Source organism: Nocardia sp. NPDC051990 (genome assembly GCF_040680755.1).
Classification (GTDB): Bacteria; Actinomycetota; Actinomycetes; order Mycobacteriales; family Mycobacteriaceae; genus Nocardia.
This window is the reverse complement of sequence record NZ_JBFAXH010000005.1, coordinates 82,179-96,970: the sequence shown is the minus strand read 5'-3', so window position 1 is coordinate 96,970 and position 14,792 is coordinate 82,179. Positions and strand designations below refer to the sequence as shown.

General features: G+C 65.0%; 12 protein-coding genes. 5 read left to right on the top strand and 7 right to left on the bottom strand.

The features are described from left to right. Nucleotides 1-34: 34 nt before the first annotated feature. Together AB0L63_RS12145 and AB0L63_RS12140 are read left to right on the top strand one after the other, a co-directional pair. Nucleotides 35-451: a PPOX class F420-dependent oxidoreductase gene (locus AB0L63_RS12145; protein WP_364498505.1), complete on the top strand. Its 417-nt coding sequence runs from the start codon at nucleotides 35-37 to the stop codon at nucleotides 449-451. A gap of 418 nt (nucleotides 452-869) precedes the next feature. Next, nucleotides 870-1,244, top strand: a complete 375-nt coding sequence (locus tag AB0L63_RS12140; RefSeq protein ID WP_364498503.1) for a hypothetical protein — start codon at nucleotides 870-872, stop codon at nucleotides 1,242-1,244. A gap of 164 nt (nucleotides 1,245-1,408) precedes the next feature. Here AB0L63_RS12140 and AB0L63_RS12135 read toward each other — a convergent pair whose 3' ends face one another. The 6 genes from AB0L63_RS12135 to AB0L63_RS12110 form a co-directional block, all read right to left on the bottom strand. Then, nucleotides 1,409-2,455, bottom strand: a complete 1,047-nt coding sequence (locus AB0L63_RS12135) for a hotdog domain-containing protein (RefSeq protein ID WP_364498500.1) — start codon at nucleotides 2,453-2,455, stop codon at nucleotides 1,409-1,411. Nucleotides 2,456-2,559: 104 nt separating this feature from the next. After that, nucleotides 2,560-3,717, bottom strand: a complete 1,158-nt coding sequence (locus AB0L63_RS12130; RefSeq protein ID WP_364498498.1) for an alkane 1-monooxygenase — start codon at nucleotides 3,715-3,717, stop codon at nucleotides 2,560-2,562. 276 nt (nucleotides 3,718-3,993) lie between these two features. Further along, nucleotides 3,994-5,298: a lipase family protein gene (locus tag AB0L63_RS12125; RefSeq protein WP_364498495.1), complete on the bottom strand. Its 1,305-nt coding sequence runs from the start codon at nucleotides 5,296-5,298 to the stop codon at nucleotides 3,994-3,996. A 323-nt stretch (nucleotides 5,299-5,621) separates the two neighbouring features. Continuing rightward, entirely contained in the window at nucleotides 5,622-6,623 is a 1,002-nt protein-coding gene (gene ilvC, locus AB0L63_RS12120; protein WP_364389251.1) for a ketol-acid reductoisomerase, read from the bottom strand. A gap of 248 nt (nucleotides 6,624-6,871) precedes the next feature. Then, nucleotides 6,872-7,375 (bottom strand): acetolactate synthase small subunit, encoded by a 504-nt coding sequence (gene ilvN / locus AB0L63_RS12115; protein WP_040693551.1) that lies wholly within the window; start codon nucleotides 7,373-7,375, stop codon nucleotides 6,872-6,874. Then, nucleotides 7,372-9,300: an acetolactate synthase large subunit gene (locus AB0L63_RS12110; RefSeq protein WP_364498492.1), complete on the bottom strand. Its 1,929-nt coding sequence runs from the start codon at nucleotides 9,298-9,300 to the stop codon at nucleotides 7,372-7,374. The genes ilvN and AB0L63_RS12110 overlap by 4 nt, the downstream gene beginning before the upstream one ends. Before the next feature lie 333 nt (nucleotides 9,301-9,633). Between AB0L63_RS12110 and AB0L63_RS12105 the strand changes: the two genes are divergently transcribed. Together AB0L63_RS12105 and ilvD are read left to right on the top strand one after the other, a co-directional pair. Further along, nucleotides 9,634-10,281: a PH domain-containing protein gene (locus AB0L63_RS12105; protein ID WP_364498489.1), complete on the top strand. Its 648-nt coding sequence runs from the start codon at nucleotides 9,634-9,636 to the stop codon at nucleotides 10,279-10,281. Nucleotides 10,282-10,616: 335 nt separating this feature from the next. Then, on the top strand, nucleotides 10,617-12,458 hold the full coding sequence (gene ilvD, locus AB0L63_RS12100) for a dihydroxy-acid dehydratase (protein ID WP_364498486.1): 1,842 nt from the start codon (nucleotides 10,617-10,619) through the stop codon (nucleotides 12,456-12,458). A 189-nt stretch (nucleotides 12,459-12,647) separates the two neighbouring features. Here ilvD and AB0L63_RS12095 read toward each other — a convergent pair whose 3' ends face one another. Then, nucleotides 12,648-13,538: a DoxX family membrane protein gene (locus AB0L63_RS12095; protein ID WP_364498482.1), complete on the bottom strand. Its 891-nt coding sequence runs from the start codon at nucleotides 13,536-13,538 to the stop codon at nucleotides 12,648-12,650. A 111-nt stretch (nucleotides 13,539-13,649) separates the two neighbouring features. Here AB0L63_RS12095 and AB0L63_RS12090 point away from each other — a divergent pair, with 111 nt between their 5' ends. Beyond that, nucleotides 13,650-14,756: a PQQ-dependent sugar dehydrogenase gene (locus tag AB0L63_RS12090; RefSeq protein WP_364498479.1), complete on the top strand. Its 1,107-nt coding sequence runs from the start codon at nucleotides 13,650-13,652 to the stop codon at nucleotides 14,754-14,756. The last annotated feature ends 36 nt before the right edge of the window (nucleotides 14,757-14,792 follow it).

Sequence of the window (14,792 nt, the reverse complement as noted above, 5' to 3'; positions counted from 1 at the left end):
ACCGAAAACACCCATCTGAACGGGGATAAAGAAAGTGGATCCTGCGCAGGCCCTGGACTTCCTACGGCTCCACCACCACGCCGTTCTCAGCACTTTCGGCAAAGACGGGCGCCTGCAGCTCTCGCCCGTCGTCGTCGCGCTCGATGGCGCCGACCGCGTCGTGCTGAGTACGACCAAGACACGGGCCAAGGCCCGTAACCTTCAGCGAGATCCGCGGGTCTCGGCATGTGTCTTCACCAGGCCATTCTTCGGGCCATGGATACACATCGAAGGCACAGCCGAGATTCTGCCTCCAACCCTGGGTCTAGACCTCGAGGCTCTGAAAAACCTGCACGATGCGCTCAGCGACGAGTACCCCGACTGGGAAACGTTCAACAGAGGCATCCACGCCGACGAGCGCGTGGCGATCCGCTTCACAATTGAGCGCGCCAGCGGTATCACCGAACAGTAAGAACGGACGCACGCGACAGTGGCGAACAACCGGTCGCTCCGAGGTTGCGGCTTCCCCGGACACATGGCTACCTGGGATCGGTGCCTATGTGGACGGCAAGGGCGCAATCGTGCTCGCCGCTAGGTGATTTGTCCGCCGCTGCGACGGCGGTCAGACGGCAGGATCGAACGTTCGGCGTATTCGGCAACAGCCGCTACTACCTTGTGCGAAGTGCCCATCGGATATGCGACGGCGATGGAACAGGTTGGACGCGGCCACAAACGGACCGAGAAGCATTTGGCTCCAACCAGATTCGGAGCGATTCGAATCGGGGACTTCCCTGAACAAGTCCCGATCCCGGCTCATACTTTCGAGTGAAGTTTCCCTGAATCCGACTGTTGCAGAGGATTTTTCGGCTCGCGCCCGCAATAGTGGAAGAATGACAATGACGCCTCGACGGATACTGGCCCAGGTGGCCGTGGCCGCTCTCATCGCTGTTCCCTTGACCGCCTCGGCAATTCCGGCCTGGGCGGCACCGGCAACGGGTTCGGCCGGATCGGGACAGGTGGATGAGTGCGAAAACGCCGAAAACCGGGACGAGTGCGAACAGGCACAACGGGACGCGCAGGCCCGACGGGACGAGCAGGCCCGGCGGAACGAGGCCTGGTGGGACGAGCAGGCCCGGCGCGACCGGAAGAACCGTGAATGGTCCAACAGCCCGAATAACCCGGCCAACCCGATGAGCCCACTCAACCCGGGTAACCCGAACAGCCCGATGAACCCCAATAACCAGCACAGACCGAACAACAGCTAGGCGCGCACGGTGGTCCGGTCCCGGACGGCCCGGACCACCGAGAGCAGCGATGCCGCACACCGACGACTTGTCGATACCACTGCTACGGCGACGGTGCGCCGCAGTCGGCCAATCCGCAAGTCAATTGCTCGAGCGGGCCGATTCGCGTTCGCCATTTCGACGACTCACGGCATCGGCACCCGGAAATGGTTGGGTTCGGCATCCGCTGGCACACCGCTCGCCTGCGTGAAACCCTCCACCTCGGAACGCAATTCGATGAGATGCCGCGCATGCGCATCGAGCGCCTGATCCTCGGCGGAAACCGGAACCCATTGACGCACCGGCCGCGCCTTACCGTTCTCATCGACCGTGACCACGACCGCGAGACCGTGTGCGGCGAGCGCAGGTTCATCGGAATGCGTATCCGTCGATGTCACATGCACGCTGACATGCATACTCCGCGGACCGGTGTGAATCAGCCGCGCACTTACCTCGACAATGTGCCCGATGACAATCGGCCGGTAGAACCGGATCCCGCCGAAGTATGACGTGATCACATGCTGCCCAACCCAATCGGCACCACAGATATACGCCGCCTCATCGATCCACTGCATGGTGCGACCGCCATGTACCTTGCCGCCCCAGTTGATATCCGAAGGCGCGGCCAGGAAACGGAGTGTGGAAGTGGGCGCGGTACCCGCCGCCGTGTACTGCTGCGCGGCCATCGCCTCTTCGATCCGTTTGCGAACCGAAACCCGCGCACGCGCTTGGCGATGCCGCCCGAGTTCGAGAATCGACGTCGGATTCCATTGCGGCACCTCGACGGTCCGCCGGTTGTCGTCGATCGCGACGAAGATAGTCAGGCATTGCGCCGTCTGCACCGGCTTGCGTCGCGTGGGATCGGTCGAATAGACGCTGACGAGAATATGCATGCTGGTACGCCCGGTGTGCACGAGATTCGCATGCAGTTCGACTAATTCACCAACGGCGATCGGACGGTCGAGATGAATATTGCCGACGTAGGCGGTAACGCAATAGCAACCGCTCCACTGAGCCGCCGCCGCATAGGCGACCTTGTCGATCCATTCGAGTAGCTTGCCGCCGTCGACCGAACCGGCGATGCCCGCATCAGCCGGTTTGACAAGAAAGCGGTGGATAGCCTCGGCTCGGCGACCGGCTGACGCCGGTCCCGGAACGAACATGGGGTCAAGGGTGCTTGATGAAATGCTCACGACTCACGATCTGCTCGGCGGACAATGGCTACGACTCCGCTGTCTCCGAAGACGATAGGCAACCGCGCCGCTACGGGCGAGTAGTCAGCCCGCCGAAGTAGCGGTCAGTGGACATATTTCGCGGAGCGAGCGGAGATGGGTTGACGTCTGGTTGATTTCGTGTTGACGAGGCTCATATCGCCGCCGTAGTGGGCCAGGACACGACGGTCCATGACCGCGCGCCAGATCGGCGGGACGATGGCCAACAGGATCATGGTTGCGTAGCCAGCAGGTAGCTGTGGCGCCTCCTGAGAGCTGCGCAGGGTCTGGTAGCGCCGACCCGGATTTGCGTGGTGGTCGCTGTGACGTTGTAGATGGAACAGGAATACGTTCGTGACCAGATGGTCACTGTTCCAACTGTCACACGGGGAGCAGCGCACGTAGTTACCATTGCGACCGCGCTGGCGGAGCAGTCCGTAGTGCTCGATGTAGTTCACCGTCTCGAGCAGCCACGCGCCGATGAACGCCTGCAGCGCCAGAAACGGGATCACCAGAGGCCCGAAGATGAGGATCAACGTGCCGAACAGCGCGACACTCATCGACCATGCCTGCAGCAGATGATTGTCGCGGCTGAACCAGCGCTTTCCCTTGCGGGATAGGCGTTCACGCTCCAAAGCAAGGGCCGAGCGGAAGCCGCCGAACATACTGCGCGGCAAGAACTCCCACAGTGATTCGCCGAATCGGGCACTGGCCGGATCTTCCGGCGTCGCGACGCGCACGTGATGGCCGCGGTTGTGCTCGACGAAGAAATGCCCATATCCCGATTGCGCCAGTGCGATTTTCGCCAGCCAGCGCTCGAGATGCTCGACTCGATGGCCGAGTTCGTGGGCGGCATTGATTCCGATGCCCGACGCGAAGCCGAGCGTCACGGCCAAACCCAGCTTGTCGGAAACGCTCAGTGCGGGTCTGGACCAGAGAAATCCCGCGATGAACAGGCCGATGAACTGTAGCGGCAGGAAAAGGTAAGTGCACCAACGGTAGTAGCGATCGTTGGACAAGGCCTCGTAGTCCTCGTCGCGCGGATTGCTCCCGTCACTCCCTATTGCACAGTCCAGCAGCGGAATCAGAACGAGCACAATGATCGGACCGATCCACCAGAACATTTCCAGGCCCGTGCGGGCCACCAGTTGTGAAGGAAATACCGCGCTAATCGGTGCGATCAACCCCAGTATCCACAGATACCGCTTGGGGTCGCGCCTTTCCGTACTCTCGAAGATCGACATAGGTGCCTCAGGCCTCCAACAGAACAACACCGACAGGGGGGGTGTGGCCGCCGAAATCCGTTGCGGTAAAACTGTCGTCCCAGAATAGCTGTGCCCGCGCCGACTGCCAGCGATCTGTCGAAATCAACCTTCTGACCTAACGACTTTCGTCAGCCGAGGGGTGCATTGTCGCCGTGGCCGGGAGATCGAACGCGGTACTCGGTCAGCGTGCCGGCGGCGGGTTTCGGCCTGGAATCGGCCCGCCGCCGGGCATTACGGGACCGAAAATCAGAAGTGCTACGGCAGCGCCGCGCAGTTGTTCGGGGCGGGCATGCCCGCGAGCCGATCGGTCAACCACTGCTGCGAGGCCGCCAGTGACGGGAAGAAGGCAATCACGTGGGTGCCCACAAGTCCTGATGCGGGGGGAATTTCGGCGTTCGCTTCCAACTGAACGGGCACTCCGCTACCACACCAACTGGCGGCCACTTCGTGCACCGGCGCAAATGGCGCTCCCTGGTCGTTCCTGGCCGACGCGGCAAGTATCGGAACGGCCGGGGCCAGCGTGCCGATACGCTGCTGGGCGAAGGCCGACTGCAACGCCGGGGACCGATCGATAACGGCGGTGAGCGGTTCTCCGCTGGTGGTCCACTCGGACGTGTTCTGATGCTCCTGGGCAAGTCCGGTCGGGACCGCGCATTTGCCCAGGGATTCCTCCAGGATCGCCTTGCCGAGGTCATTGAGTTCGGCGTCGAGCACCGGGCGAGTTTCCGGGTAGTCGGCGGCAATGCCGTTGAGTATCCAGGCGATTGCCGGTGCGAAATCGGCGCGGCCGTCGTTGAATCCGATGAAGTATTCGTCGTCCACCACCGGCCCACCGACGTAGGCGCCGCTCACGTTCAGATCGGGGGCGTAGTTCGGTTGCAGTTCGGCCGCACCGGCGGAGGCCATACCGCCCTGCGAATACCCGTAGAGAATGACCGGCGTGCCGGGGTTGAGACCGGTGCCGGGCAATTGCAGGGCGGCGCGCGCGGAGTCCAGTACCGCGTAGCCTTGCGCCTTCCGGTTGAGATAGTCGTGCACGTCGGGGGTGCCTAGGCCGTGATAGTCGGTCACCACTACCGCCGCACCGCGATTGAGCAGCGAACGGATTGCCACCAGGTCGTATTCGAAGATTATGTCCAGCGGAGGCTGGTACTGGGCGACCTGCGACATCAGCTTCGAGGGCGCGCATTGATCGCCCTGTCCCTTGGTACCACCCGCGTACGCGATCAGCGGTCGTTCGCCTGGCCCGGTCCACGGCAGGATCGGCTGCAGATACGTGCCCACCACCGCCGTGGGCGCATCGTGGGTATCGTGGCTGACATACATCAGGCGTGTCGCCGCCGCGGGGACAATTCCCGGCTGTCCGGGCGCCGACAATGCCACCTGTGCCGGTTCAGCGCGAACGATGGCGCCAGGTCCGTCCGGCAGTGCTGGCGGCGGAAGGTAGAAATCACCGGCCTCTGCGACCGGTTGTTCCCCCGGCGGTTGCGTCGATGCGTGTGGTGCGTTGACCATCCCGCCGCCGACCACTACAAGGGCTCCCGTCAAAGCTGCGGTCAATCCAATCATCCGGCTGCGCACGATTTCGGATCCTTTCTGCGATTTGGGGTACCCATGGCATCTAGAATCGGATAGAGACGGTATCCCGGGATTATTCGGTTTTCCGTGGATCCCGACGAAAAACGCCTATTCGCGACGGCCTCGACCCTTGCAAACACCGAGGTCTGTTTCGGCGCGTTGGTTTGAGAATCTTCGATTACGAGCTTCGATCGAGGCCGATATTGCTCAGGTACGCGGTAGCGGCAATTGCGCGGCCGATCCGCCGAAACGACAGTGGCCCACCCCGATGCAATCGGGGTGGGCCACTATGGTGTTCGTGCGTATTACGCGGTTTCGGTAATCGGGCGGTCGACCCAGCTCATCAGACCGCGCAGCTTGGCGCCGGTGACCTCGATCGGGTGCTCGGCGTTGGCCTTGCGCAGCGCCTCGAGCTCCTTGTTGCCGCCCTCGACATTGGCGACGAGACGCTTGACGAAGCTGCCGTCCTGGATGTCGCGCAGGATGTCCTGCATGCGCTTCTTGGTGTCGGCGTCGATGACCCGCGGACCCGACAGATAGCCACCGAATTCGGCGGTGTCGGAGACCGAGTAGTTCATCCGGGCGATGCCGCCCTCGTACATCAGGTCGACGATGAGCTTGAGCTCGTGCAGCACCTCGAAGTACGCCATCTCCGGCGCGTAGCCCGCCTCGACCATGACCTCGAAACCGGTCTTGACCAGCTCTTCGGTACCACCACAGAGCACGGCCTGCTCACCGAACAGGTCGGTCTCGGTCTCTTCCTTGAAGGTGGTCTTGATGACACCGGCGCGGGTACCGCCGATGCCCTTGGCGTAGGACAGCGCCAGCGCCTGGCCCTCCCCCTTCGGGTCCTGCTCGACCGCGATCAGCGCCGGAACGCCCTTGCCATCGACGAACTGGCGACGCACCAGGTGGCCCGGCCCTTTCGGCGCGACCATACCGATGGTCACGTTGGCCGGGGGCTTGATCAGGCCGAAGTGGATGTTGAGGCCGTGACCGAAGAACAGCGCGTCGCCGTCCTTCAGGTTGGGCTCGATGTCGTTGGTGAAGATCGACGCCTGGGCGGTGTCGGGGGCCAGCAGCATGATCACGTCGGCCCAGGCGGAAACCTCCGCCGGCGTGCCGACGGTCAGGCCCGCCTCTTCGGCCTTCGGCCGCGACTTCGAGCCCTCAGCAAGGCCGACGCGGACCTCGACGCCGGAGTCGCGCAGGCTCAGCGAGTGCGCGTGTCCCTGGCTGCCGTAGCCGATGACAGCGACCTTGCGGCCCTGGATGATCGACAGGTCGGCGTCGTCGTCGTAGAACATCTCGACTGCCACTGTTGGATTCCCTTCGGAGGATCATCCCCGCCGCGGCGGGGAACACCTGTTCGGTACAGGTGATGAGTGTGCAAAATTCGGATCAAATCGGGTCCCCCGCGTGCGCGGGGAGCGCGGCACGCCGACCGTCGATCGCAGCAAGACTAGCTGGTCGTGACGATCGATGGAGCATGCACTAGCCGACCAGCCCGTTTTTTGGGCTGGTCGAAAGACACAGCACGCCACGGCGCTGAACGTCAGCGAGTCGCGGTGATGGATTTCGGTCCACGTCCCACGGCCACCACACCGGACTGCACGATCTCCCGGATGCCGTACGGCTCGAGCATCCGCAGCAGCGCGTCGAGCTTGGACCGGGTTCCGGTCGCCTCGACGGTGAGCGCGTCCGGCGAGACGTCGATCACCTTCGCGCGGAAGAGCGTCACCGCCTCGATGACCTGGGTCCGCACGCTGGCGTCCGCACGCACCTTCACCAGGATCAATTCGCGGGCGACCGAGGTGTCGGCGTCCTGCTCCACGATCTTGATGACATTGACCAGCTTGTTGAGCTGCTTGGTGACCTGTTCGAGGGGCAGGTCCTCGACGGTGACGACGATGGTCATGCGCGAGATCTCCGGGATCTCGGTGCCGCCGACCGCCAGTGATTCGATATTGAAGCCACGGCGGGAGAACAGCGCCGCGACCCGTGCCAGCACGCCCGGCTTGTCCTCGACAAGCACGCTGAGGGTGTGCGTCGTACTCATGCGTCGGTCCCCTTGTTCTTCTCATGCGACATCGCCTCGTGGATGACGGTGGGCTCGGAAGCCTGCTCGTCCTCATCGAAGAGCGGACGGATGCCGCGCGCGGCCATGATCTCGTCATTGCTGGTGCCCGCGGCGACCATCGGCCACACCTGTGCGTCCTTGCCGACGATGAAGTCGATCACCACGGGACGGTTGTTGATGGACTGCGCCTCGCGGATCGCGGCCTCCACGTCTTCCTCGCGCTCGACCCGGATGCCATGGCAGCCAAGGGCTTCGGCGAGTTTGACGAAATCGGGGATGCGCAGGGTGTGCGTGCCCAGATCGGTGTTGGAGTAGCGCTCCTCGTAGAACAGGGTCTGCCACTGGCGGACCATGCCGAGATTACCGTTGTTGATCAGCGCGACCTTGATCGGCACGCCCTCGACGGCGCAGGTGGCCAACTCCTGGTTGGTCATCTGGAAGCAGCCGTCACCGTCGACTGCCCACACCTCTTTATCCGGCGCGCCCATCTTGGCGCCCATGGCCGCCGGGACGGCGTAGCCCATGGTGCCGAGACCACCCGAATTCAGCCAGGTGCGCGGCTTTTCGTACTTGATGAACTGCGCGGCCCACATCTGGTGCTGGCCGACGCCCGCGCAGTAGATGGCGTCAGGTCCGGCCAGGCGGCCCAGCGCATCGATGACGAATTCCGGCGACAGCGAGCCGTCGCTGGGCGTCGTCCAGCCGAGTGGGTAGCTCTTGCGGATGCCGTCGAGGTACTGCCACCAGTCGGTCAGGTCCAGCTTCGGCGCGCCAGCGGGGTCGGCCTTCAGCGTCTCGATCAGTTCGACGATCACCTCCCGGCAGTCACCGACGATCGGGACATCCGCGTGCCGGTTCTTGCCGATCTCGGCCGGGTCGATATCGGCGTGGATGACCCTGGCGTCGGGCGCGAAGGAGTCCAGCTGACCGGTGACACGGTCGTCGAAACGCGCGCCAAGGGTGATCAGCAGATCGGACTTCTGCAGCGCGGCGACGGCACCGACGGTGCCGTGCATGCCGGGCATACCCATGTTCAGCTGGTGGCTGTCCGGGAACGCACCGCGCGCCATCAGGGTGGTGACCACCGGAATGCCGGTCAGCTCGGCCAGTTCCAGCAGCTGCGGCGCGGCGTCGGCCTTGATCACGCCACCACCTACATAGAGCACCGGCTGCTTGGACTCCAAGATCATCCGCGCGGCCTCGCGCACCTGCTTACCGTGCGGTTTGGTCACCGGACGGTAGCCGGGCAGCCGCATCTCCGGCGGCCAGCTGAAGGTGGTCTGCGCCTGCAGCACGTCCTTCGGGATATCGACGAGCACCGCGCCCGGACGGCCGGACGAAGCCAGGTAGAAGGCCTCCGCGATGATGCGCGGGATGTCGATGCCTTCGGTGATGAGGAAGTTGTGCTTGGTAACCGGCATGGTGATGCCGGAGATATCGGCTTCCTGAAACGCGTCGGTGCCGATCAGTCCGCGCCCGACCTGGCCGGTGATCGCGACGATCGGGACCGAGTCCATCTGCGCGTCGGCGATCGGGGTGACCAGGTTGGTCGCGCCGGGACCCGAGGTGGCCATGCAGACGCCGACCTTGCCGGTGGCCTGCGCATAACCGGTGGCCGCGTGGCCCGCGCCCTGCTCATGCCGGACTAGGACGTGACGGACCTTGGTGGAATCGAAGAGCGGGTCGTAGACCGGGAGAATCGCGCCACCGGGAATGCCGAATACCGTATCGACGCCGAGCTCCTCGAGGGAGCGGACGACGGACTGCGCGCCGGTGACCCGCTCGGGCGGGACCTGGCGGCGGTTCGCCGCGGTCGTCGGACCGCCAGCGGGCGCGGCCTGCTGATTCGCCGAAGGCGCTGGCCTGCGGGCCGAGGGCCCGGGCCTTGCGGTTGGTGCAGTCACCGTCTTCGTTCCTAACTGTTCGTAACTAGACCCCGGACAACTGTGCTTGCACGTGGTGCCTTGCGAAGCGGCCACGTGCCAGGACTTTTGTCCCGAACACAAAAAAGCCCCCGACAGCACATGGCTGTTCGAGGGTGGCGCGTCGCAACGCGAGCTGACGTATTCGACTCAGGTAGTCAGGCTCAACGCTGGACGCGCCGGCCGATTACGAGCAACTCGTTTCGATTCACGCGCATGACGGTATGTGTGCGCGAGTCGATCAGTCAAACAGGTCTCATTATGTGAGACCGAGCGGGTGCTCTAGTCCGTTCACCATGATGCGAAGATGGTGGTGTGTCATCACCGCATCAGTCCGTGCCACCGGCTAAATCGTCCCACACGCCCGCGGCGGGATCGGAAACGGGTAGTTCGCCGGAACCGACCGAGCCGAAGCAGACGGTGCAGGTCATCCGCATTACGCAGATGGCCCATCTCGGTGTGGTCGTACTGCTGTTCTGTGTCTTCTTCGCCTTTGTCGGCTGGCCGATCGGGCTGTGGTGGCTGCTGCTGCTTCCGGTCGCGGCGGCGGTGTGGATCGAGCGCACGCGCACCACAGTGTCCGAGGACGGGCTGGATTTGCGCACGGTTTTCGGTTCTCGGCATCTCGACTGGGCGCAGGTCGCCGGTGTCAGCATTCCCAAGCGCGGGTTCGTGCGTGCGCACCTCACCGATGACACCAACGTGAAGCTGCCTGCGGTGAGCTACGACCGGCTGCGCGATCTGATCCGGGCGTCGAACGGCCGGATTCCGGATCTGTTCGCGGCGGAAGCGGCGGCGCGCGAGGCCGAGTACGAGGAGGCGGAAGCGCGCAACGCCGATGCCGGTGCGGAAGCGCCCGAGGCCGACGCAGGTGCGCAGACAGCGAACGCCGACGCGAAAGCACCCGAGGCCGACGCCGAAGCATCCGCCGCCGAGACCGAGGCGCGCGACTTCGATTCGTAGCTGTTCGCCAGCAGCGGGAACAGCGACCGCCGCCCGGTACGCTCGCTGCTGGATGCGCGATCTGGTGACCGCGCCGGACGGACAATCCCCGCCCGCACTCACCGGACCGATGGATACCGACAGTGCGGAACCGACACGACCGATGACACCGTCCGCGCCGACGACCACCCTCGCGGCGACACCATCCCGAACCACAGACCGATCGCGATCAGCGCCGTCGAACGCCACGAAAGTCCCACCCACGCGCGGGAGTAACGTGGACAGTCGTTGAATTCGCTCGCTGAGCGAACTCCGCGCAGTCGCACATCAGCCCCCGCGACCTCCTGAGGATCCACATGCCACCGCTTCGTTCCCGCACAACCACCGTCGGCCGCAATGCCGCGGGCGCACGCGCACTCTGGCGCGCCACCGGTATGACCGACACCGACTTCGGTAAACCGATCGTCGCCATCGCGAACTCCTACACGCAGTTCGTGCCGGGCCACGTGCATCTGAAGAATGTCGGTGAGATCGTCGCGGACGCGGTGCGCGCCGCGGGTGGTGTACCGCGGGAATTCCACACCATCGCGGTCGACGACGGCATCGCGATGGGCCACGGCGGCATGCTCTACTCGCTGCCATCACGCGAAATCATCGCCGATTCGGTCGAATACATGGTGAACGCGCACACCGCCGACGCGCTGGTGTGCATCTCCAACTGCGACAAGATCACACCCGGCATGCTCAATGCCGCTATGCGCCTGAACATCCCGGCCGTCTTCGTCTCCGGTGGGCCGATGGAGGCCGGTAAAGCCGTGGTCGTCGGCGGTGTCGCGCAGGCGCCGACCGATCTGATCACCGCGATCGCGGCCAGCGCCAATATGAATGTCAGCGAGGACGGCCTGTCCGAGGTCGAGCGCAGCGCCTGCCCGACCTGCGGCTCCTGCTCGGGCATGTTCACCGCGAATTCGATGAACTGCCTCACCGAGGCGCTCGGACTCGCGCTGCCCGGCAATGGATCCGCGCTGGCCACCCATTCCGCCCGCCACGCGCTGTTCGAAAAGGCCGGCACCGTGATCGTGGATATCGCCAATCGCTGGTACCGCGAGGACGATGCCTCGGTGCTGCCGCGGAACGTGGCCAATGCCAAGGCCTTCCGCAATGCGATGGCGCTGGATGTCGCGATGGGCGGTTCCACCAATACGGTGCTGCACACCCTGGCCGCCGCGCAGGAGGGTGAGATCGACTTCGATCTGCAGACCATCGAAGAGACCAGCCGCCGGGTGCCCACGCTGTCCAAGGTCTCGCCCAACTCCGACTACCACATGGAGGATGTGCACCGGGCCGGCGGCATTCCGGCCATCCTCGGCGAGTTGCGCCGGGCCGGACTGTTGGAAACCGACGTGACCACGGTGCACACCAAGAGCTTCGACGAATGGCTCGATACCTGGGATATCCGCTCCGGCAAGGCATCCGAGGAAGCGATCGAGCTGTTCCACGCCGCACCCGGCGGCGTGCGCACCACCGAGCCGTTCTCCACAAGCAACCGGTGGTCGTCGCTGGATACCGATGCCGCGGGCGGCTGCATCCGTGATCTCGAGCACGCCTACACAGCGGAGGGCGGGCTGGTCGTGCTGCGCGGCAACATCGCGCCCGACGGCGCGGTGCTCAAGACCGCCGGTATCGATGAGGAACTGTTCACCTTCCAGGGTCCGGCAGTGGTGGTGGAGTCCCAGGAGGAGGCCGTCTCGGCGATCCTGGGCAAGAAGATCAAGCCGGGCGATGTCATCGTGGTCCGCTACGAGGGTCCGGCGGGCGGCCCGGGTATGCAGGAAATGTTGCACCCCACCGCGTTCCTGAAGGGCGCGGGTCTCGGCAAGGAGTGCGCGCTGATCACCGACGGCCGCTTCTCCGGCGGCACCTCCGGTCTGTCGATCGGCCACATGTCGCCCGAGGCGGCCAGTGGCGGCGCCATCGGTCTGATCGAAAACGGCGACCAGATCCGCATCGACGTCACCACCCGCACCCTCGAGGTGCTCGTCGACGATGCCGTGCTGGCCGAGCGTCGCGCGAAAATGGAGGCGTCCGAACGGCCGTGGCAGCCGGTCGACCGCGTACGTCCGGTGACCACCGCACTGCGCGCCTATGCCGCCCTGGCGACCTCCGCCGATAAGGGTGCCGTGCGGCGCGTGCCGTAATAACCCGACACGCACCGGCGTCCCCCGTGCCGCATGAGGGACGCCGTTTCCGGTCCATCCAACCGGGTGGCAGCCGGTCGACCGCGGGACCCACTTGCCAGACGCGACATGTACGTGCGTCTGCCGCGGGTGCACAGCCGTGCCGCGGCAACAACACAGAGCCCCGATGCGGCGGATTCGGGAGCAGGTTTACTTGAAGGGGCCGATACCGGTCAGCGGGTTGCCGCCGTGCAGCCAGTACCAGGTGCCGACTGCGGCGGCTATGGCAAGGATCAGGACGACAAACGAGCCGTAGGCGGGTCGGGTGGCCCAGCCGCGGTTGCGGTCGAAAGACAGGCGGCCGGGGCCGGTCAGCAGCAAGACGACGGCAGTGCCCGCGAGGATCGACTCCAGTTCCACGCCGCTCTGCACCGAGGACTTGTATTGGAAGCCGGGAATCATGCCCTGCTTCCACAGCCACGCGTCGATGATCACCGCGAGCACCGCAGCCGCGGCGAGCGGAGTAGCCAAGCCGAGCACCAGCAGGCCGCCGCCGCCGATTTCACCGGCGATGACCAGGGCGGTCGAGAGGGTCGCGTGGTCCCAGCCGCCCGCGGCCATCATGTCACGGGTGGCGTCCAGCCCCTGGCCGTGGAACCAGGTGGTGAGCTTCTGCAAACCGTGGTAGATGAACGTGCCGCCGACGACGAGGCGCAGTACGAACAGGCCGAGATCGAGAGTGCCGCGGCGGTTGTCGCCATTGCGGCGGAGCCGCGGGCGGCTCGGCTCACCACCGGATGGACTCGCGGCGGGCGGAATGCTGGCGAAAGCGTAGGCCGCCGAATCGTTCGCCCTGGTCTGTTCGCCGACCGAGGGGATGTCCGGATCGAGACCGAGTTCCTCCTCGGTGCGTGGCACATCCTTGGCCAGATCGGGGCTGAGCGGTGGGAAATCGGAGGGCAATCTGGGCAGCGCGCCGGTGGGGGAATCGTAAGGACTGGTCACGCCACGACCGCTGGATGACACCGCCGACTGCTCATCCGTGGGCGATGCCGCACCCACGGTTTTGGGCACGGATGTGTCTTTCTGCTCTTCGGTCACGGTCGATACCCTATGCGCCCGCGTGACCACGTGCGTGGTCTCGAAGCGACGGCGTGTCCGTTTCTCGACCCGGAGCAGCACATCGGCCGCGGTTTCCGTAACGTCTGAACCATGAGTTTGGTTGTCGCGGGGCGTATCGCCCTGAGCTTGGCGCTCAGCACCGTCGCGCTGGTCGGCTGCGCTCGCTTCGACGATTCCGCCTCCAGCCCGTTCACACCCGAACCGACCTTCAACCCCGCCGAACCCAAATCGCCGCAGCAGAAACCTGCGCAGCGCCCGCGCCCGACCGGTCCATGCATCGATCCGGATCCGAATGTGATCACGACCTGCCTGGATTCCACCGCGGGCATCATCTCGCTCGGCGAGGACGCGCTGGTCGCCGAGCGGCGCACCGGACGCATCTACAAGACGGTCCCGGTGGATCCGAGCGATCCGCAGTCACCGCCGTTACTGGTGGGGCAGGTGGATGTGGACGGCTCCGGTGACGGCGGCATCTCCGATATCGCCCTCTCGCCGACCTACCACGAGGACGGACTCATCTACGCCTACATCACCACCGGATCCGATAACCGAGTGGTGCGCATCGCGGAGCACGGCCCGCCGAAGGCCATCCTGACCGGAATTCCGAAGGGGTCGGTCGGCAATCACGGTGCGCTGGAATTCATCTCGCCGACCGAACTGCTGGTGCTGACCGGGGATGCGGGCAATCCCGGTTTGGCCAGTGCGCCGTCGTCGCTGGCGGGCAAGGTGCTGCGGATCAATTCGCCGGCACCGGGTGCCAATGCGGAGGTCGTGGTGTCGGGCCTCGGCACCGCGGGCGATCTGTGCGACGACGGTAAGGACAGCGTCTGGATCACCGATCGCACCCCGACCGAGGATCGGCTGCAGCGCCTGAGCCGGGACGGAACCGTCACCACCGCGTGGACCTGGCCGGATCGCCCCGGCGTCGGCGGCTGTGCGGCCGGACCCGATGTGGTGGCGATCGCGATGTCGGGGGCGAAGGCGCTGGCATTCGCGAATCCGGATGCGAACACCCATGCGATCACTGTGGCGCCGACGTTAACGGTGCAGGATAAATACGGCAGGCTCGGCGGTGCGGCAGCCAGTGCGGATGGCACCATATGGGCGACCACCGTCAACAACGACGATAATCACGGCCCCTTCGACGATCGGGTGATCAAGATCCCGCCGCAGTCCCCCGGCACCGGACCGGACTAGAAAACGCACTGGACCGGTCCCGAGGGACCGGTCCAG